This window comes from Psychrobacter sp. AOP7-B1-24 (assembly GCF_052376215.1).
GTDB lineage: Bacteria > Pseudomonadota > Gammaproteobacteria > Pseudomonadales > Moraxellaceae > Psychrobacter.
The window spans coordinates 12,352-32,978 of the sequence record NZ_JBQSVL010000014.1 but is presented as its reverse complement, the minus strand read 5'-3'; the positions used below and the strand labels follow the sequence as shown (position 1 = coordinate 32,978).

Sequence of the window (20,627 nt, the reverse complement as noted above, 5' to 3'; positions counted from 1 at the left end):
GCTTATCACCTCATCTTTTCTTACTATTCTTTAGAATAGATTAGTGCTCAACGCCACCAGCACCATGCACATGGCCATGGTTTAGTTCGTCTTCAGTTGCTGCACGTACTTCTTGAACTTCAACGTCAAACGTTAGACGCTTACCAGCCAATGGATGGTTTGCATCAACCGTTACTTCTTTGTCGTTTACGTCAGTAACGGTCACTAGCATTACTTGGCCGCCAGCTTCTGACTGAAACTGCATACCAGGTTGGATGTCATCAACGCCTTGGAAGTTTTCACGTGGTACGTGCTGTACCGCTTGCTCTTGGTATTCGCCGTAGCCATCAGCAGGCTCAACAACAGCATTTACTTGTTCGCCAGCAGATTTACCTTCTAGCTGTTTTTCAAGACCTGGAATAATGTTGCTATGGCCATGCAAATAGGCAAGTGGTTGACCTTCTGGTGATTGGTCAAGGATGTTGCCTTCGTCGTCTTTTAGTGTGTAATTGAATTTGACGGCTGTATCTTTTGCGATAGTAGTCATAAATTATCCTAAATATTATATCTATGTAAAAAATTAAATACGGTTGCAATAAACCTAAAAAATTCAATTAGCAAGCCAAATAGCCACGTCATGAGTCAATTATCATCAGTTTATTAAAGTAACTTTAACAGTTAGCATCTTTAATTGAGATGCTACATATAACTTTCAAGGTAAAAGTACGAAAAAATGCTATTTAATCCTAATAAATGCCATATTTTATAGAAAAATTTTTGCTTTTCATCGTTTGAAGACGGTTATAAGGTGTTGCTAGTTTGGCATTTGCGTTTTTGGGTAAGGCTCTCTAACATAACTATAAAAATAAGGATGAAATGACCATGACTTCAGTTACTAGCAATCAGTCAGTAGTAACCAATAACATCAAGAATAGTTTTAATAATAATGATTCGAATACGATGCCTAATATTAGCTATCGATTCGATTTTAAGCGTTTCTGTGAACATTTGGTTGATGTATCGCTTAGCTTTACCGCAACGATTGACGTTCCCCAGCTTTGGTTACCAGCATGGATACCGGGCAGTTATTTGATGCGTGAGTTTGCTCGAAACATTACCGCTGTGCATTATGAAGTGTTAGATAGCCAAATAGTAGGCGATAACAAAAAGTCCGAGAGGTATCGTGGCCAAAAAATAGACAAACATACTTGGGCGCTGCCGCATATTAAAACAGGACAGACAGTAGTCGTGCACTATGAAGTTTATTGTTATGATCTGTCGGTACGTACCGCTTATGTCGATCAGCAGCGATTGTATGGTAACTTCACTTCACTTGCATTGGCAGTATCAGGGCAAGAAGATACGGCTGTCACGGTGAGCTTAATCGTACCGGCCACATTCTTTGCAGATAAAAAGGAAGATCATGTACAGTTAGCCTCGGGCTTAGAGTCTGTGCATTTAAAAACCGACGCTCAGCACAGTTATGGGTTACAAGCTGAAAGCTATCATGAGCTGATTGATTATCCTTTTGAAATCGCAGAACAAGATAAGTTTGATTTTATTGTTCAAGATGATACGCATCAAGCGTTACCTCACAGCTTCTATTTGGCTGGTAAACACAGTGCTGATATGGGCAGAGTCCAGCAAGACGTCACTCAAATTTGTCAGACGTACTTAGACTGGCTGGGCGATGCACCGTTTAATGATTATACTTTTATGACGTTTGCCAGTGGTCAAGATTATGGCGGTTTGGAACATATCAATTCGACCAGTTTGATCATTCCGCGCCGTGATTTGCCAAGTGTCGATGAGCCAAAAATCCCAAGTGCTGAGTATCAGCGCTTTTTAGGTTTGTGTAGCCATGAGTATTTTCACGCATGGTGGGTTAAAACAGTACGTCCAGATGTAATGTTAGATGTCGATTTGCGTCGTGAAGCTTTTACGCCATTGCTATGGGTGTTTGAAGGTTTTACCTCTTATATCGACGATTTTATGTTGCAAGCGTCAGGTGTGATTGATAAGGAAAGCTATCTTAAATTATTAGCCGAACAGATCAATCGTTATTATCAAACGGCTGGTCGTGCGCACCAAAGCGTTGCAGAGTCGAGCTTTGATGCTTGGATTAAGTTGTATCGCAATGATGAGAATACAAACAATGCTGGTATCAGCTACTACAATAAAGGAGCGTTGGTAGCCTTGTGTTTGGATTTAATACTGCTGCAACACACAGATGGTCGCTATCGTCTGTTTGATGTGGTTAAGGATTTTTATACGCAAGCCAAGCAAAACGACAACAAACGAGTTGGTATCAATAGTGCTGATATGGGTGCGGTAATTGGGCAGTTTATACCACTAACTGTTTGGGAGGATTTTGAGCGTCGATATGTCAATGGTGTTGAAGAGCTCCCTATCGAGGCACTGTTGGCGGCCAATGGCACTAAAATACGTGCCAATACCAAAGAGACTGCTGATAAGCATGTGCCGTGGGGCATGCGCTGTACGGAAACACCAGCAGGACTGAAGGTCAATCGCGTACAGCGTGAGAGTGCAGCTGCTAAAGCTGGTATATCAGCGAATGATATTATCGTAGCGATTGACGGTATCAAAGCTGATACAAAACAGTTAGCATCACTTAGTACTGCCACGCGTGACGTGGAATGTCACTTATTTCGCCGTGATGAACTGATATGTGTGAATGTACTACCTAAAGCGGCTATTGAGCTTGACGCTGATGAAGGTATCGATACTAGTCATGACACGACTGTTCCATATAAAGTCAGTCTGCATTTAATCAAAGGCATGACACTGTCCAATACCAATGATAAACAGGATTTAATAGAGGAGGATTGGCAAGCATGGCTCAATGCCATGAGCCGCTATTGAGTATCGAGAGTTTTTCTATCCGTAAGTGTTATAGTAGCTACTGACAATCAGATATTAAGCGCCACCCTGTACCAAAAACAGATTTGGTGCAGGATGGCTAGGTTTATGGCGAAGAGTTATCAGCAATTCGCTATATTTTATAGACCTTAAAGTCTAATTCACTGGCTGCTCAATTTGTACTTCATCATTATCAGTGCTGTTGGTATCATCATCAATTGCGCTATTGTTGGCTTTAGGCTCATTATTAATAACTTCTAAAGCAGCAATCCAGTTTTGCATTAACTGAATTTCAGCTTGCTGTGCGTCAATGATATCTTTAGCGAGCTGACGCATCTCTTCATTAGTACCGTATTCCAGTTGAATTTTTGCCATTTCTACCGCGCTAATATGATGCGGTAGCATGCCGCGCGCAAATGCCATATCAGGTACGGGATCTGCAATTCCTAATACCATGTCACCATTCAAGACATCCATACTTCTTGCATAGGCTTCTTGCATGGCCTCAGTATTGGGTTTAGGCTTGACGGTATCAGGGTGGCTGGCAAGCCACTTATTTAAAATAGCGATCTCTACTTGCTGATTGTCAATAATATCTTGAGCCAGTTGGCGTATCTCTTCATCACTGCCATATTTCAGTTGAATTTTTGCCATTTCTATCGCACCACGATGATGACCAAGCATCGCTTTAGCAAAGGCGGTATCAGGATCGTTATAACTCATGCCAATCATCATTTCATCATGCATTCTTGTCATCGCTCTTGTGTAATCTCTGAGCTCATCCGTCATTTGGCTTTCGTCTATGGTATCTTCGTCTTCTGACAGGTCATTAGCATCGTTTTCCTCAGGGGTTTCAGCCATGTCTGTTACGGGTGAGATGGTCTCTTCGTCAAGACTTGCTTCGCTATTTTCTGTTTTCGGCTGACAGGCACTCAGTATAAGTGCAGTAGAAATACTGGTGGCCAATAACACAAAACGATGAGAAGCAATCATGAGATATTCCTAAAATAAAAAATCAATAATAAATAAATGTGGCCTATTATACATAACCAATGATGTGTTTAAGCTTAACAGACAAACCTTACTCGTTCGAGACACTCTGTTTAATAGGTCGTAAGCTATTTTCTTGAGCCCGTATTCGATGTGTATGGGATTGACGGTAGGTTAGTCTTAAATACCTAGCTGCTGGAAGTGCGCACTATCTAAATGAATTCGTATAGACTCACCAACTGCTAAATCATTCAATTTAAACCCTGCAACTGACCAACGTATCAAACGCAAGCAAGGCAGTCCCACATGTGCAGTCATGCGTCTCACTTGACGGTTTTTACCTTCATAAATAGTTATCATCAACCATGAGTCTGGCACACTTTTACGCTCACGTATCGGTGGATCACGTTGCCATAGCGGCATCGGTAGATCATCTGCACTGATATGTTTTACCTCAGCAGGGATGGTTTTGCCATCTTTTAGCACCACGCCATTTTGCAGCGCTTTTAGTTGTTCAGGAGTTGGAACTCCTTCGACTTGCACCAAGTAAGTCTTGCCTTGTTTGCGCCCGGCATTAGCTTTGGGTGGATGGGTAATCGCTTTATTGACGCGTCCATCATTGGTCAAAATCAGCAGACCTTCTGAAGCAGCATCAAGCCGACCAGCTACTCGTAAGGATTTATCAGTAAAATACTGGGATAGGGTAGTATGGTTATTATTACTGTCATCTCTGAACTGGCTTTGTACCCCATAAGGCTTATTAAATATAATGAGACTAGAAGTCGACATGGAGTGATATTTCCTGAATTTAAATCGTTAGTGAGTTATTACAACAGATATCTGATACTAAAAATAAGCTAAAAGTAGCTATAGGTTAATTACTATAGCCAATCTCATGTAAATCCGCTACATCGTCATCCTCGCCAACCATAATAGTGTATAGCTTGCACTCGGTTTTTTTGTATCGAAATTATTTAAACGTAACTATATAGTTTACATGTTTGCTTATAACACTAGGGCGTGTCTTCAATTCACCCGATAGTCATCTAAATGGGCTGAAAATGGCTAAATCTTGCCAAACATCGTCAAATAGCTGGTTAATATCTCGATATTATCTGCGCTATTTTTCTTGTTTGACGACAATTTATCTCATTTTTATCACCATTTTTGAAATGAAGACACGCCCTAGATCAATACCAAAATAATATTTGAATGTTCAACACACTCTAAAGTCATTTTGTAAAAATAGTATTCATATTTTTGATACATAAATGTGCTGTATGTAAGAGCAGTTGTTGTCTTCAAGTTTGTTTAGTTAATGAGTGTCTAAAACACTATTATAATAAAATAGCTAGCATAACAGAATGCCAGTGACGCTTGCGATATCTAACAGACAACTAAGAAGTTTTGTTTTTGGTAAAGCGATAATCCACGATGGGTATTTCCTAAGAGTATTTAAGCTTTGAGTAGTATGGTTTATAGATGTGTATCCACCCCCAGCTACTTATGTAAGTGTTTTTTATTTGACTCTCTACAAAACTTGTAGAAGACACATAAAAAAACACCTCAACGCCATAAGAGGGTTGAGGTGTTTTGTTTATTAAGACTTAATAGCCTAAATATAATCGCTTAGCTATTACAGCGATGCTAATGCTTCATTAAACAAAGCACTTGGGCGCATTGCTTGTTTGGCCAATGTTTCATCGGCATAGTAGTAGCCTTTGATATCTACAGGTTTGCCTTGAACTGAGTTAAGCTCTTCAACAATGGCAGCTTCATTTTCTTTGAGCTTTTGCGCCAATGGTGTGAATTTCGCTTTTAGCTCGCTATCTTGATCTTGTGCTGCTAGCTCTTCAGCCCAGTACATAGCTAGATAGAAGTGGCTGCCACGGTTATCTAACTCACCAGTCTTACGTGATGGTGATTTGTCATTTAATAGCAGCTTTTCTGTCGCTGTATCTAGTGTGTCTGCTAATACTTTGGCTTTAGCATTTTTGTCATGTTCTGCCAAATGCTCCAAAGATACTGTTAAGGCTAAGAACTCGCCCAATGAATCCCAACGTAAGTGGTTTTCTTCTGTTAGCTGTTCAACGTGCTTAGGTGCTGAACCGCCTGCACCGGTTTCAAACAAACCGCCACCCTTCATTAATGGAACAACAGACAGCATTTTAGCACTGGTGCCTAGTTCTAAAATTGGGAACAGATCAGTGAGATAGTCACGTAGAATGTTACCAGTAGCAGAGATGGTATCAAGACCACGAGCGACACGCTCTAAGGTATAGCGCATGGCACGTACTTGTGACATGATTTCGATGTGTAGGCCTTCAGTGTCATACTCTTTTAAGTACGTTTCAACTTTTTTGATCAGCTCATTTTCGTGCGGACGGTATGGGTCAAGCCAGAAGATAACTGGGGTATCTGATTCGCGCGCGCGGCGTACGGCAAGTTTGACCCAATCTTGGATAGGCGCATCTTTGACCTGACACATGCGCCAGATATCACCTTTTTCCACACGTTTTTCTAGCAAGACTTCATCGGTATTAATATCAACAATACGCGCAATACCTGCATCGCTAGACTCAAACGTTTTATCGTGTGAACCATACTCTTCGGCTTTTTGTGCCATCAAGCCAACGTTAGGAACCGTGCCCATGGTTTTCGGATCAAAGTTACCATGCCATTTGCAGAAATTAATCATCTCTTGGTAAATACGTGCAAAGGTAGACTCAGGCATGACGGCTTTACAATCATACATTTTGCCATCAGCGCCCCACATTTTACCACCTGAACGGATCATCGCTGGCATAGAGGCATCAACGATCACATCACTTGGTGAGTGGAAGTTAGTAATACCTTTTGAAGAGTCAACCATCGCTAGACGTGGACGATGCTCTTGGCACGCATGCAAGTCTTGTTCGATCTCTTCACGCTTTGAGGCTGGTAGTTTTGAGATTTTGTCATACAGATCGGCCATGCCGTTGTTGACGTTGATGCCTAGCTCATCAAAGAAAGCACCATGTTTCTCAAAGGCTTCTTTGTAGTAGATACGAACTGCGTGGCCAAATACGATAGGGTGAGACACTTTCATCATGGTGGCTTTTACGTGTAATGAGAACAAGATACCAGCTTCGCGGCAATCTTCCATTTCACGCTCATAAAACTCTAGCAGTGATTTTTTGCTCATGACCATCAGGTCGATGACTTCTTTATCAAGCAGAGCAATCTCAGGCTTTAAGACTTTTGTGGTGCCATCATCAAGTAGTAGGTCCATACGTACAGTACGAGCTTTATCTAAAGTGATAGACTGCTCGCCATCATAAAAATCGCCACCGTGCATGTGTGATACGTGCGTGCTTGACCACTGTTTCCATTCACCCATAGAGTGTGGATGCTTACGTGCATAGTTTTTAACGGCTTTTGGTGCGCGGCGATCTGAGTTACCTTCACGTAGGACAGGGTTAACTGAACTGCCTAAACTTTTACCATAACGCTTACGTAATGCTTTTTCTTCGTCAGTTTGTGGATCTTCTGGAAAATCAGGAATGGCAAACCCTTTGCTTTGCAACTCTTTGATACATGCTTTGAGCTGTTGTACAGAAGCACTGATGTTTGGCAGTTTGATAATGTTGGTATCTGGATCTTGTGTCAGGCGACCTAGCTCCGCTAAGTTGTCAGGTACGCGCTGCTCTTCAGTTAGGTACTCAGGGAATTCAGCCAACACTCGAGCGGCGACTGAGATATCAGTGGTTTCAACAGAAACGCCTGCTGTTTGGGCAAAGGCCTCAACAATGGGTAAAAATGACAGGGTCGCTAGCGCTGGGGCTTCGTCAGTTTTTGTATAAATGATTTTTGACATTGTAATCGGGTATCCCTTTAGTTGTCGTTAAGAATAATGCATACATATAATGTCGAATACAGTTTGAAAATACTACGTACAAACAAATTATATGATTGGATCAAGTACATCATGTGTCATCTCTAATAAATGATTAGAAATCACTTAAGTTTTTCTTTTACTTGCATTTGTTAATAGTCATTAGGGTAATGTGATTTTTTGACTGTCTACACGTGACTGCCTGAGAGTCATAAATCACTAAGTTTATATTATAGTTGATTGACTACAAACGAGCTATGATGTCAATCTTGTATAATGAACTAATTATACTATGTTCATACATACCCTATGTGTTCAAATTATTATAAGCTAATAACAACCTTATTCTATCAGTCATCAGCTTTGATATCATCTTTTCCATGCAACTACTGTCTTTTCATTGGCTTTTATTGCGTATATAAGGTGTAGAATATTTGCATTGTTATAAAAACCACCTACATTATAGTCGGTGGTTTTTTATTGGATATAGATAAGTTTTTGCAAATTGTGACAGCATGCACACAAAAATTTGTTAGGCTAACAGCTAATAAAAAGCAAAAAATAGTGAATCTTATGAGTTTACAGTATGCATTACTCAGTGATACTAGCTGGCAGGGCTTAACAAATTGGCAAACGCCTGACACGCCTTTTATGTCATTTGCTTTTTGGCAGGCATTGACGGACACAGGTGCTATCGGTGAAGCAGCAGGGTGGTTACCTATTTTTATCGTTGTTTATGAAGTCGATGATTTGCCAGACGCAGAAAGTGCTGAAACCACAGCAGTAGAAAATACCGCTGAAGTAGACATCACGCATCCAGTGGCAGTTATGCCTGTGTTTGTAAAAGGTCATCATCGAGGTGAGTTTGTTTTTGATCACTCATGGGCGGAGGCGTATGCGCGTTATGGAGTTGATTACTATCCGCGACTGGTCACCAGTGCGCCATATACCCCCATTACTGGTCAGCGTTTGTGGCTAGCTGAAGGTGAGAGCCTAAGTGCAGACATTATAAAGACCGCTATTGCTGGCGTAGATGACATTGCTCAGCAAGTCGGTGCCTCAAGTTGGCACGGTTTATTTGTCACACCTGAAATGGTCAATGTCGCTAACGATGCTATGCCGACAGGTGTCGATGTAGAACGAGCGCTCGCCGCCCAATCTACCCAAAACGGTTTAGAAGCGACCGCTATTGAGATGCCTATACTTGAACGTCAAGGCTGTCAGTTTTTGTGGCAAAATAAAGATTTGCTCAATGACAGTCAGCCTTTTGCGGACTTTGACGCATTTTTAATGACGTTAAAAGCCAAAAAACGTAAAACCATTCGGGCAGAGCGTCGTAAAGTTGCTGAGCAAGGCATCACCTGTTACCGAAAATGTGGTGCAGATATTACCGATGCTGATTGGAAGGCATTTTATCACTGCTATGTGATGACGTATGCGGTGCGAGGTCAACATCCTTACCTGACGATAGATTTTTTTATGGAATTAGCACAAAGCATGCCAGAGCATCTGATGCTGGCACAAGCACTCAATGATGCCGGTGAAATCATTGCCAGTAGTCTGTTCTTATACGATAAATCTGATAGCGGCAGTGTTGGTGGTGATATTGATGATAATGCGACTCTGTACGGGCGTTATTGGGGTGCGCTGGGTGAATATGACAGTTTGCATTTTGAGCTGTGCTATTACCAAGGTATTGAGTTTGCTATCGAGCAAAGTTTGAGCTACTTTGACCCAGGTACGCAAGGGGAGCATAAGCTGATACGAGGCTTTGTGCCAACCAAAACGCATTCGTTACATCGCATTTACGATCCACGTTTTGTGCCAGCTATCGCCAATTTTTGTACCCAAGATCGTCATCATATGGCGCAATACCGACAGCAAGCCCATGAAGCATTGCCTTTTAACGCTGATAATATGCCTGATTTTTTGGAATAGGTATTTGTATTCTTATTGGTAGCATCCCATCATTAATATTAGCTGTGAATTATGACCAATCGTTATTCTGTACTATCTTTCCAAAATGTACCGCCACCTGAATTATTGCCATGGCTGCATGCCAAAGGCTCGTTAACAGCCTTGCTAGAAGTCAAAGCGGGGCAACCTTTGCGCGTTACCCGCAGCTTTGAGGGTTATCGTCAGCTGTCTTTGATGCAAAAGCAGCAATTAGGGCTACAAGGGATGGCACTGAACCGTCCGATGCTGGCATGGGTGCGTGAGGTGAATTTATACGGTGATGATGAGTTGCCATGGGTCGCGGCTCAAAGCATCTTTCCGTTATCTAGTCTAAAAGGTCGCGCACGGCGATTGCAGCAGCTCAAAGGCACACCCATTGGTTACGTACTATTTAAGCGGCGTCGCACTCTGCCCAATCAGCGGTCTATTTGTCACACGGCAGAGGGTTGGCAACGACATACTCGTTATGATTGGTATGGGCGTCAATTTATGATTAGCGAGACTTTTCTGCCCAGTTTTTAGCAAAGGGTATTACCATAAATAACACGCCCCATATGAAGTAAAATATTATCAATTTTTATAGAAATGGGTATGATTGATAACCGTTTAAAAAATGGCTACTTGATGTGATTTACTCAGGGTAAACTGAGCTTTTTTGCGTTTGTAATATTACGTTTCATGATACACTTGCGCTAGCAATGACGAAGATACCGCATGCCTAATATTGAGTATGGCTGAACGTCATTAGCCGCTTTAATATTGGCTGCCTTTTAATCGCGCCCTTTTAATACTGACTTTGTAATCGCGCCTCTTTAATTCCAGACACTTTTCATTACAGACACTAAATAGGACATCAATATGTTTAAAAATATCTCTCTTCAAAGTTTTGATCCAGTACTCGCTGAAGCGATGGCCGCAGAAAGCGTTCGTCAAGAAAACCACATCGAGCTTATCGCTTCAGAGAACTACTGCTCACAAGCAGTGATGGAAGCGCAAGGTACTGATCTGACCAACAAGTACGCTGAAGGCTATCCTGGCAAGCGTTATTACGGTGGTTGTGAGCATGTGGATGTTGTAGAACAATTGGCCATTGACCGTGCTAAAGAGTTGTTCGGTGCAGAGTGTGTGAACGTTCAGCCACATTCTGGTAGCCAAGCAAACTCAGCAGTATTTTTAGCATTGCTAGAAGCAAACGACACGGTATTAGGCATGAGCCTAGATGCTGGTGGTCACTTAACTCATGGCGCACACATCAATTTTTCAGGCCTAAACTACAATGCCGTACAGTATGGCTTGGTAGATGGCACTGGCTTGATTGATTATGACCAAGTAGACGCTCTAGCACGTGAGCACAAGCCTAAAATGATTATTGCTGGTTTTTCGGCATACTCACAAGTGGTCGATTGGCAGCGTTTCCGTGATATCGCGGACGAAGTAGGCGCTTATCTGTTAGTAGATATGGCTCACGTTGCAGGCTTAGTTGCTGGTGGAGTTTATCCAAGCCCAGTACCATTCGCTGATGTGGTCACTACTACCACGCACAAAACCCTACGTGGTCCACGCTCAGGTATGATTTTGTCTCGTGACGAAGTACTGGCCAAGAAACTAAACTCTGCTGTATTCCCAGGCAACCAAGGTGGCCCATTGATGCACGTTATCGCTGCTAAAGCGGTTTGTTTCAAAGAAGCGTTGGAAGACAACTTCTCTACTTATCAGCAGCAAGTGGTTAAAAATGCTAAAGCGATGGCAAAAGTCGTTCAAGAGCGCGGCTATGAAGTCATCTCTGGCGGTACTGAAAACCATCTAATGCTGATCAGCCTAGTTAAGCAAGAAATGACGGGTAAAGAAGCAGACAAATGGCTTGGCGAAGCTCACATCACTGTGAACAAAAATGCCGTACCAAACGATCCAAAATCTCCGTTCGTAACCTCTGGTATCCGTATCGGTACACCAGCGATTACTACTCGCGGCTTCAACGAAGCGCAAGCGGGCGAGTTGGCAGGTTGGATCTGTGACGTATTAGACAGCCGTGGTGACGAAGCAGTCGCTACTGAAGTACGCGGTAAAGTAGAAGCGATCTGTGCAGAATTGCCAGTTTACGAAAAAAACCAGTAAGCTTGAATCTGTAATGATTTAGACGGCGCTTATTAAGCGTTGTATAACAAAAAACCGCTTAGCATTTGCTAGGCGGTTTTTTTGCTGTAGTCGATTCAATTTAAAAGTAGTACAAGACAACCAAGTGTAGATGTATATGTGATACTTCAAGCGAGGTTAACGCTGTAATACTTTTGTAGTGGAGTGGCTATATTACTCTCTATGAGTATTAGATCATCTAACGCAAACCTATGTTGATATTGTCATTTAGCGCTTTTGATTATATTTAAGTCCGTTGTTTATACTAAAAAATACTACCGACATTTTTCGGTAATTATAGTGAGCTTGACCGAGTTCGGCTATCGGTTTTAACGAGCTAAGTTAATGTTTAATTGAGAAAAACATGTAAATTTTTTTGTTTATATAAAAATATTAGTATATAGTCGATATTGAACTTTTAGTAATAATACTGATACAAAGTATAATAAATAGTTACACTTTGTGTCAGTATCGCTGTAAATGATTATATAAATATTATTTTCACTAAAGGAATTTATATGAAAAAACAATATTTAGTCGCAACGATACTGTTACTTAGTACTACTCTTACGCAAGCAGCAGAACAACAATCAGGTCTCGCAGCATTTGGCGCTGGTCTCGATAGCTTTATGGCCAATATATTTGGCTGGTTCGTCGATCTTATTTTCTTTTCAGTACCTCTTGGCGATGTCAGCTTTCCACTCATCGTAGGTTGGCTGTTAGTTGCCGCACTCATATTTACTTTTTACTTTGGGTTTATTCAATTTCGCCTCATAGGGTTGTCTCTAGATATTGTCAGAGGTAAATATACCGATCCTAACCCCGCTGTCAAAGAAGAAGGTGAAGTTAGTCATTTCCAAGCTTTAGCGACTGCTTTATCGGGTACCGTTGGTCTGGGTAATATCGCAGGTGTGGGTGCAGCACTCGCCATTGGTGGGCCTGGTGCTACCTTTTGGATGATCATGGTTGGCCTGTTCGGCATGGCATCTAAGTTTGTAGAGTGTACGTTAGGTGTAAAATATCGTACGATACTGCCCTCTGGTGCCGTATCCGGTGGACCTATGTACTACTTGAGCCGCGGTATGGCTGAACGTGGTATGGGCGGATTTGGTAAAGTTTTAGCGGTTGGCTTTGCTCTTATGACTATATTGGCGACTTTTGGTGCTGGTAATATGTTTCAGGGTAACCAAGCCTTCGCAGTCATGAGCTCTACTTTTTCGATTCCTACTGATTACAGTATATTCTTTGGTATTGTCTTAGCGGTGTTAGTCGGTTCGGTCATCATCGGTGGTATGCCTCGCATCGCAACCGTTACCGAAAAAGTCGTACCCTTTATGGCTTTGTTATATATCACGATGGCAGTCATCGTACTGGTTGCAAACTATAACCTTATCGGTGCGGCATTTACAGAGATCTTCGTTGGTGCTTTCACTGGTGCTGGTGTTGCTGGTGGTTTTATTGGTGCATTGATTCAAGGTTTGAAACGTGCGACTTTCTCTAACGAAGCGGGTGTTGGTTCAGCCGCTATTGCTCACTCAGCGGTAAAAACAAATGAGCCTGCTACTGAAGGTTTAGTAGCCTTGCTAGAGCCTTTTATTGATACCGTCATCATTTGTACTATGACAGCGTTGGTGATTACTATATCTGGCGTAAACACTGCCGCAAACTTGCAAACGCAAGCAATCACTGGTGTAGAGCTAACCCGTGCCGCATTTATGCAAACAGCGCCAATCTTCCAGTATTTCCTAGCTGTAGCTGTGATCATGTTCGCCTTTTCAACGATGATTTCATGGTCATATTATGGTCTAAAAGCTTGGACTTACCTATTCGGTGAAGGTAAAGTTGGCGAGATGATATACAAGCTTATCTTTTTGGTCTTCGTCGTTATCGGTACTATCGTACAGTTTAGCTTCGTTATCGACTTCTCAGATGCGGCTCTGTTCGCTATGGCTATCTTTAACATCATCGGTCTATACTTCTTGATGCCAATTGTGAAAAAAGAAGTTCAATCCTATGTTGCTCGTGTGAAGAGTGGTGAAATTAAGAAATATAAATAAGCTGTTTGATTGAACGTTCTATTATAACTTGATGATTAAAAAAGCCCGCTAAGATGAGTTTTAGCGGGCTTTTCGATAGCTAGTATTCGTTATTTGCTAGATAGCTATTAAATTTTAGGTAGAAGCTATCTGTGCAGAACTACCAGTTTACGAAAAAATCAGTAAGCTTAACTCTGTACTGATTTAGCCAGCTCTGATTAAGAGTTGGTCAAAAGAAAAACCGCTTGGCGTGTGCTAGGCGGTTTTTTTGTGGTCAGCTCACTTCTGCTTTGATATAAAATATACTACCTTCTTTTTTGACAAGTATGATGCCTTTACTGAAAGGCTTTATAGCGCCTTGATTCTGCGGAATAATGGCGATGTCATTCTCGAGATACCCTAACTGAGCATCTTGTGTCACATTGGTGATGTCTCCTTCAAAGTACCATAGACTATCTTCTAAAAAATTCGTTTTGTTGTCTGCTACAGTTATAGGGTTACCTTGCTCATCTTCCAACTTAAAGGTCGTAGCACCTGTCAGAGCTTCATCCAAAAAATTAATATACGTTAAATCTAAAAACTTAAGATCATTAAATTGTACTGGCACAATCTCTTTACCCAGTTTATCTACCAAGCCTACCTGAGCATTTTTGGTGACGAGGGTCATACCACTAGTAAAATGCTCAACCTTATCGTATTTTAAAGGTACCACTATTTTGTTTTTGGCATTAATAAAGCCCCATAACCCTTCTTTTTGGGCTGGAGCCAAACCTTCTTTGAATGTATCAATATAATCGTATTCGAAGGGAATTAAAACTTGGCCTAATGTGTTAATAAGTCCGACCTTATTTTCTTTGACGACTTGCGCTACACCTTTATCAAAATGCCAAGCATCATCGTACTGTAGAGGGATTATGATAGCTCCCGTAGTATTTATAAAACCTGATTTACCGTTTTTGGTAACTGCAGCAAGGCCTTCACTAAAGTCTAAGGCGTCCTCGTATTGCAAAGGTATAACAGCGTTGCCAGTTCTATCAATAAAGCCATATTTGCCGTCTTTTTTAACCCGTGCTAAACCATCAATAAATACACTGGCCTCATCGTACTGTAGGGGTGAAATAACAGTGCCTGATCTATCGATGAATCCATGTTTATCTGCTTGAGAGACATGTATGATACCGTCGGCAGTGTAGGAGATATGGTCAAACTGCACGGGTGCAATGACTTTTCCTGTATTATTTATAACACCTTCTTTTTCTTCTCTAGTGACGATGACTAATCCTTGATCGAAGCTCTCCATATAATCGTATTCTACGGGTATAACCTCGTATCCTGATCTATTGATAAAGCCAAATCTATCATCCTTCTCAACACGTGCTAGCCCTTCGTTAAAACTTTCAATAGCACTGTATTTTGTAGAGGTGACTCTATTGCCACTTGGGTCTATTAGACTCCATTTGTCTCCTTTGACCACCCGAGCTACACCATTATCAAAGGAGTAAGCATGATCATACTTCTCTGGAATGACAAAATCTCCTTTCTTATCAATAAATCCATAATTATCCTCTGAGGACGGATAGTATTCTGTCATTGATACGATAGCTAAACCCTCGCTAAAAGAGGTTGCATAACCATATTGTAGAGGGATGATTTCATCGCCCTGTTTATTGATAAAGCCATATTTTCCAGCTTTTTCGACGAGGGCTAACCCCTCAGAAAAAGAGTTTGCATAGTCATACTGGATAGGGATAACAATCTCTCCAGCTCTATTAATAAAACCCCATTTATCACCTTTTTGAACGCTTGCCACGCCTTCAGAAAAAGAGCTGGCTTGACTATATTGTAATGAGATGACTTCCTCTCCAGTTTGATTGATAAACCCGCTGTTGCTGTTTTTCTCAACCCTAGCTAAGCCTTCAGAAAAAGATCCAACATTTTCATATTGCAGTGGAGCAATAATTTCGCCATTTTTATTGATAAAGCCCCATTTATATAGAATGACTATATTTGCCAATGGGCGAGATGTCGCGACAGCTGCGAGCCCTTCTTGAAAAGATCTAGCCTTATCATATTGTAGCGGCACCACGATTTGACCTGAGGTATCAATATAACCATGTTTGTGATAAAAATATGGACGTTCAAAGGTAGAGCGTATAACGACAGCAAGTCCTTCGCTTAAGCAATCAACGCTGTCGTAGCCTGCTACAGGAGGTTTCTGGCATATCTCAGTCGATGAGCCATTTGCCCAAGTTGATACAGCGCAGAATACTGTCGCTAGAGCGAGGAGAATAGGTAGTTTAGGTAAAGTAAGGTTTGAACTCATAAGAATCTGCAATAGTCGTCATTAGTTTGATAATAGGTGGGTGACTGAATTAAGTCCAGAGAAATATATAGGCGTATCTGAGTCAATTGTATGTTTGGCTTTACTACAACTTATCACCATTTTTAAATGAAAAGATGCCATAGAAGTAGGGCTATATAAATTAATTTTGATAAAGGGATTTTGGTATTGAGGAAAGGTTGAAAATTTGGGCTTGGTATTAGCTCCGATAAGTAACGTTAAAGTATAGAAAGTAAAAGCCCCGATTATAAAAATATAATCGGGGCTTATTCACATCAATGCAGTCTAAATTTTTACCAAGTAGCCTACATAAACGGCAATTTAGTAAATATCTGCAATACTGTCGCATTGACGATATCGACAAAGAAAGCGCCAACCATCGGTACGATTAGGAACGCTTTAGGCGAGGGTAGATAGCGATCTGTGACGGCCTGCATATTGGCAATCGCGGTTGGCGTTGCACCCATACCAAAACCGCAATGACCTGCCGATAGTACCGCAGCGTCGTAGTTTTTACCCATCACTTTAAAGGTGATGAAGTAAACGTATAGAATCATCACAAACGTCTGTACCAGTAATATTATGAGTACAGGGCCTGCCAAGTCTGTTAGTTCCCACAGTTTCAATGATAACAATGCCATCGCCAAAAACAGACTCAATGACGCATTACCAATCACATCAATGGCGCGGTCAAACATATCAAAGTTAAAAATCATGGTTAATGAGTTACGCAAAATCACACCACCTGCTAGCGCCCATACAAAGGTAGGTAGCTCAAATGAGGTTCCTTCGGCAACCAATGTCATCAAATCAGCAAATGCTAATGCACCTGCAAATAAGGCTAAGGTTTCAATGGTTGATGAGGCGGTAATCAGACGAATGTTATCAGGTTTCTCAAACATTTCCTGAGTGCCATTATCATCGTTTTCGCTGTGTTTGGTACTGTATAAGGACTGCTCTCCAGCGAGTTTTTCGACGTCGCTTGGATTCATATTAGCGGGTGCGGGTTTTAAGCCAAGCTTGTTGATCAATCTGCGAGCAACAGGACCACCAACGATACCACCTGCGACCAAACCATAAGTAGCCACGGCAATACCGAGGGTAGTGGCACCAACCACACCATACTCTTGCTCTAATACAGCGCCCCATGCGCCAGCTGTACCATGACCGCCGGTTAAAGCGATAGAGCCTGTAACCAGTCCGAGCAATGGGTCAAGCCCTAATGCGCTGGCCATGGTTACGCCAACGGCGTCTTGCAATATAATAAATACTGATACCACAATAGTGAATATCAGTAGGGGTGTGCCACCTGCTTTCAATCGACCAAAATCAGCACTCAGACCGATAGAGGCAAAGAACATCAGCATGGTGGCTGTCTGTAACCCTTGATGAAAATTAAAGCTATAGCCCCAAAAAAAGTTAAGGGCGTACACGATAACCGCAGCAATCAAACCACCTGCTACTGGCTCTGGAATATTAAAATCTTCTAAAAATTTAACTTTTTTGACCAAAAATCGTCCAAGCAATAGCACCAAGGTGGCAAAGATTAGGGTGTAATAACCATTTAGGGTAATTTCCATGGGTTAATCCTTTCTATAAAAATAAATTAACCTGAATTTGAGATAAATATGGCTTTATCTCGAATTCAGGTTTGTCTAATGATGATCGACTAAGTGTTATTTGTAGATGGCATGATCACCCATAACGTTGGCTGGCCAAAATCTCTATAAGCATCTTCGATGATACTTTTGAAGGTATTAAAATCTTCTGTATCTATTTTTTTGATAGCTGTTAGATCTAACGTTAAGTCGGTAACATCGCTGTCTGTTAAGCAATCCCATGCACTGTCCCAGTTGTGTGAATAGTAGCTGGGAAAATCACAGGCGTATCCTAAACTTGTTAATAGTGTTGTCTTGTTCAGTATGTCATCGATGACTATGTTAACAGCCTGTGTTGGAACGCTAGCGTTTAGTGCTGTACCGTTTTGGTTACTGTCTTGTTCGTTATGTTGTTTGCAGTTTTGATTAAGGTAGTGAATGGCTTGGCTCATATTATTTTACGTCCAATTTTTTGAAGCTGTCATAATGGTCAACGGTTAAGTAATAGACCGTCGGTGGATTGCCACCAGTGACGATACGCCTTGCACCGCGGTGTGATACGCCAGGAGTGGGTACGGTGTATTCGCGATAGTAGCCTTGAGACTGGGCAGGTAGCCTACCTTCTCGGTTGTAAAAGCTGGTGCCATCTTTATTGGGATAAGGAAATGGCCCACCTTGCTTGATCAGCATGATGGTCTTATCTATTTGTGCGTCACCCGTGACGGAAGAGGCTGGCGCTGAATTTGAGCCGCCTGATGAATTTTGAGATATAGCGGTGGGCGCTGCGCTATCCGAAAAGGCAGTCGACTTTATATCATCAAAGAAATAAAACGCGACTGCGATAATAGCGATGAGGCTAAATAAAGTAGATAGTGGGCTTTTTTTGTTTCGATTGCTATTGTGCTGGCGAGTATTTTGGTTGTTATGCGTATTTTGTGTGCTTGTATTATTGTTATTCGAGTGATGCTTAGGAAGGCTCGTTTCATTACTGTTTTCAACACTGTCTTGAAGACTGAGGTTAGTAGACGTCACTTCTGTTGCGCGCAATTGGTTTTTTTCATTACGTTTGCTATTAAAGTAAACGGATTGTCCCTCTGCGATGGGCTGTGATAATCGTACGGTACTGATATGAAAAAACACGTCTTCACTTTGGTTGTCTACGTCAATAAAGCCATAGCCCTTGTCTTTATTCCAATGTTTGATTCTGCCACTCTGCATGAGCCTACTTTCCTATCGCATGTTTGTGTTATGGTGCAAAATTACGGTTGCGCCGCTTATATAACATATTCATCTCTAATAAAAAAACGTCAGCAATCGAGCTGACGTTTTTTGTGGATTATGCTGTCTGTGAATTATACGGTAAGTCAGCAGATAAGTGCTAAGTTGAGTCAATACGCTATAAGTTAAGCGCGCGTCTCGCCATGACCATAGACGATCCATTTTTGTGAGGTCAGACCTTCTAGCCCGACAGGGCCACGCGCATGGATTTTGTCCGTTGAGATACCAATCTCAGCGCCGAGACCATATTCAAAACCATCGGCAAAACGGCTAGAAGCATTAATCATCACGCTTGCCGAATCGACTTCACGGATGAAGCGCTGTGACTTGGTATAGTTATCCGTAATGATGACATCGGTATGATGACTACCATGCGTATTGATATGTTCGATGGCTTCGTCAATCCCTGCCACTATTTTTATCGCTAGGATAGGCGCTAGGTATTCGGTATCCCAATCATCAGAGGTTGCAGCTGATAGATGACCTTCAAGTTTAGCATTTTGATTTAGAATAGCTTGTGATTTGTCATCAAGGCGTAGTTGCATGGCGTTATCGGCGTCTACAATAGCTTCTGCAATTTTAGGCAATAGCGCATTAGCGACTGCTTCATCAACCAATAGTGTTTCCATCGTATTACAAGTACCGTAGCGATGCGTTTTGGCATTGACGCTGACTTTGATGGCAATCTCAGCATCTGCATCACTATCGATAAAGGTATGGCAGTTACCATCTAGATGCTTGATGACAGGGACTTTGGCATCATTACTGATACGTGCAATCAGACCTTTACCGCCACGTGGCACGATAACATCGACATATTCAGTCATGGTAATGAGCTCGCCTACGGCAGCACGATCTGTTGTCTGTAAAACCTGTACGCTGTGCTCAGATAGATCTGTATGACTAAGCCCTTGTTTGATACATTTGGCAATGGCTTGGTTAGATTCAAAGGCCTCAGAACCACCGCGTAAGATAATGGCGTTACCTGATTTAAGCGCCAATGATGCCGCCTCTAGTGTTACGTTAGGACGTGACTCATAAATCATACCGACCACACCCAGTGGCACACGCATTTTACCCAAGTGAATACCAGATGGACGATAGGTCATGTCAGTGACTTCACCAATAGGATCAGGAAGACCAGCAACGTCTTTAAGTCCTTGGAGCATACCGCTGAATCGCGCTTCATTTAGTTCAAGGCGATCAAGGAGTGCGCTATCAAGGTTGTTGTTTTGACCGTTTTCCATGTCGATTTTATTGGCAGCCAAAATGTCTTGTTTGGCATTGACTAGCTCATCATGAATGGACATGAGTGCCGAGTTCTTATCACCAGTGTTGGCCGCAGCGAGTGTGCGAGAAGCAGCTCTTGCTTGCTTGCCGACAGACTGCATATAGGTCGTAATATCCAATTGACTCATAAATTACTTTCCTTATGTAATACAGGTTTCTATAAATAAAGGCGCCCAATTTTATATAGGTAAAAGTACCTAAAAAGGCGAAAATGTCGCAAAAAAAAAGAAGTTTTGAATGCCCATTTAAATAGCGATAGGTCATTATGCTAT

General features: G+C 41.7%; 14 protein-coding genes. 5 read left to right on the top strand and 9 right to left on the bottom strand.

Annotated elements, in window-relative coordinates; genetic code table 11:
- Positions 1–40 precede the first annotated feature (40 nt).
- A complete protein-coding gene (locus ACT3QP_RS04970) occupies positions 41–526 on the bottom strand; it encodes an FKBP-type peptidyl-prolyl cis-trans isomerase (protein ID WP_192519662.1) in 486 nt (161 codons plus the stop codon).
- A 413-nt stretch (positions 527–939) separates the two neighbouring features.
- Between ACT3QP_RS04970 and ACT3QP_RS04965 the strand changes: the two genes are divergently transcribed.
- Positions 940–2,862: a M61 family metallopeptidase gene (locus tag ACT3QP_RS04965; RefSeq protein WP_444524704.1), complete on the top strand. Its 1,923-nt coding sequence runs from the start codon at positions 940–942 to the stop codon at positions 2,860–2,862.
- Between the two features lie 153 nt (positions 2,863–3,015).
- Here ACT3QP_RS04965 and copM read toward each other — a convergent pair whose 3' ends face one another.
- The 3 genes from copM to ACT3QP_RS04950 all read right to left on the bottom strand — a co-directional run bounded on the left by copM (position 3,016) and on the right by ACT3QP_RS04950 (position 7,705).
- Complete coding sequence (copM, locus tag ACT3QP_RS04960) at positions 3,016–3,852, bottom strand: CopM family metallochaperone (protein WP_444518981.1); 837 nt, start codon at positions 3,850–3,852, stop codon at positions 3,016–3,018.
- Positions 3,853–4,029: 177 nt separating this feature from the next.
- Positions 4,030–4,638 carry a pseudouridine synthase gene (locus ACT3QP_RS04955; RefSeq protein WP_444524686.1) on the bottom strand — a complete coding sequence of 203 codons (609 nt, stop codon included), beginning with the start codon at positions 4,636–4,638 and terminating at the stop codon, positions 4,030–4,032.
- Between the two features lie 847 nt (positions 4,639–5,485).
- The gene (locus ACT3QP_RS04950) at positions 5,486–7,705 is read right to left on the bottom strand and encodes an NADP-dependent isocitrate dehydrogenase (protein ID WP_444524685.1); all 2,220 of its coding nucleotides are present in this window, start codon (positions 7,703–7,705) and stop codon (positions 5,486–5,488) included.
- A gap of 591 nt (positions 7,706–8,296) precedes the next feature.
- On the opposite strand from ACT3QP_RS04950, the gene ACT3QP_RS04945 reads away from it, so the two are divergent.
- The 4 genes from ACT3QP_RS04945 (at position 8,297) to ACT3QP_RS04930 (ending at position 13,869) form a co-directional block, all read left to right on the top strand.
- Entirely contained in the window at positions 8,297–9,661 is a 1,365-nt protein-coding gene (locus ACT3QP_RS04945; RefSeq protein WP_444524684.1) for a GNAT family N-acetyltransferase, read from the top strand.
- A gap of 51 nt (positions 9,662–9,712) precedes the next feature.
- Positions 9,713–10,201: a chorismate--pyruvate lyase family protein gene (locus tag ACT3QP_RS04940; RefSeq protein WP_442073395.1), complete on the top strand. Its 489-nt coding sequence runs from the start codon at positions 9,713–9,715 to the stop codon at positions 10,199–10,201.
- Positions 10,202–10,537: 336 nt separating this feature from the next.
- The gene (gene glyA / locus ACT3QP_RS04935; protein ID WP_444524683.1) at positions 10,538–11,794 is read left to right on the top strand and encodes a serine hydroxymethyltransferase; all 1,257 of its coding nucleotides are present in this window, start codon (positions 10,538–10,540) and stop codon (positions 11,792–11,794) included.
- Between the two features lie 536 nt (positions 11,795–12,330).
- On the top strand, positions 12,331–13,869 hold the full coding sequence (locus ACT3QP_RS04930) for an alanine/glycine:cation symporter family protein (protein WP_444524682.1): 1,539 nt from the start codon (positions 12,331–12,333) through the stop codon (positions 13,867–13,869).
- Positions 13,870–14,122: 253 nt separating this feature from the next.
- On the opposite strand, the gene ACT3QP_RS04925 is transcribed toward ACT3QP_RS04930, so the two are convergent.
- From ACT3QP_RS04925 to ACT3QP_RS04905, 5 genes are all read right to left on the bottom strand, one after another.
- Positions 14,123–16,171: a WG repeat-containing protein gene (locus tag ACT3QP_RS04925; protein WP_444524681.1), complete on the bottom strand. Its 2,049-nt coding sequence runs from the start codon at positions 16,169–16,171 to the stop codon at positions 14,123–14,125.
- A 323-nt stretch (positions 16,172–16,494) separates the two neighbouring features.
- Positions 16,495–17,769, bottom strand: a complete 1,275-nt coding sequence (gene gltS, locus ACT3QP_RS04920; RefSeq protein ID WP_192992132.1) for a sodium/glutamate symporter — start codon at positions 17,767–17,769, stop codon at positions 16,495–16,497.
- Positions 17,770–17,858: 89 nt separating this feature from the next.
- Complete coding sequence (locus ACT3QP_RS04915; protein ID WP_444524680.1) at positions 17,859–18,239, bottom strand: barstar family protein; 381 nt, start codon at positions 18,237–18,239, stop codon at positions 17,859–17,861.
- A 1-nt stretch (position 18,240) separates the two neighbouring features.
- Positions 18,241–19,005, bottom strand: coding sequence for a ribonuclease domain-containing protein (locus ACT3QP_RS04910; RefSeq protein WP_444524679.1), 765 nt, complete (start codon positions 19,003–19,005; stop codon positions 18,241–18,243).
- 185 nt (positions 19,006–19,190) lie between these two features.
- Positions 19,191–20,483, bottom strand: a complete 1,293-nt coding sequence (locus tag ACT3QP_RS04905; RefSeq protein WP_444524678.1) for a glutamate-5-semialdehyde dehydrogenase — start codon at positions 20,481–20,483, stop codon at positions 19,191–19,193.
- Between the last annotated feature and the right edge of the window lie 144 nt (positions 20,484–20,627).

Excerpts from the sequence above, each read along its gene's own strand:
- ACT3QP_RS04955 (WP_444524686.1), bottom strand. The coding sequence starts at position 4,638 with ATGTCGACTTCTAGTCTCATTATATTTAATAAGCCTTATGGGGTACAA.
- ACT3QP_RS04945 (WP_444524684.1), top strand. The coding sequence starts at position 8,297 with ATGAGTTTACAGTATGCATTACTCAGTGATACTAGCTGGCAGGGCTTA.
- ACT3QP_RS04910 (WP_444524679.1), bottom strand. The coding sequence starts at position 19,005 with ATGCAGAGTGGCAGAATCAAACATTGGAATAAAGACAAGGGCTATGGC.
- ACT3QP_RS04915 (WP_444524680.1), bottom strand. The coding sequence starts at position 18,239 with ATGAGCCAAGCCATTCACTACCTTAATCAAAACTGCAAACAACATAAC.
- ACT3QP_RS04950 (WP_444524685.1), bottom strand. The coding sequence starts at position 7,705 with ATGTCAAAAATCATTTATACAAAAACTGACGAAGCCCCAGCGCTAGCG.
- glyA (WP_444524683.1), top strand. The coding sequence starts at position 10,538 with ATGTTTAAAAATATCTCTCTTCAAAGTTTTGATCCAGTACTCGCTGAA.
- ACT3QP_RS04905 (WP_444524678.1), bottom strand. The coding sequence starts at position 20,483 with ATGAGTCAATTGGATATTACGACCTATATGCAGTCTGTCGGCAAGCAA.
- gltS (WP_192992132.1), bottom strand. The coding sequence starts at position 17,769 with ATGGAAATTACCCTAAATGGTTATTACACCCTAATCTTTGCCACCTTG.
- ACT3QP_RS04930 (WP_444524682.1), top strand. The coding sequence starts at position 12,331 with ATGAAAAAACAATATTTAGTCGCAACGATACTGTTACTTAGTACTACT.
- ACT3QP_RS04925 (WP_444524681.1), bottom strand. The coding sequence starts at position 16,171 with ATGAGTTCAAACCTTACTTTACCTAAACTACCTATTCTCCTCGCTCTA.
- ACT3QP_RS04940 (WP_442073395.1), top strand. The coding sequence starts at position 9,713 with ATGACCAATCGTTATTCTGTACTATCTTTCCAAAATGTACCGCCACCT.
- ACT3QP_RS04965 (WP_444524704.1), top strand. The coding sequence starts at position 940 with ATGCCTAATATTAGCTATCGATTCGATTTTAAGCGTTTCTGTGAACAT.
- copM (WP_444518981.1), bottom strand. The coding sequence starts at position 3,852 with ATGATTGCTTCTCATCGTTTTGTGTTATTGGCCACCAGTATTTCTACT.
- ACT3QP_RS04970 (WP_192519662.1), bottom strand. The coding sequence starts at position 526 with ATGACTACTATCGCAAAAGATACAGCCGTCAAATTCAATTACACACTA.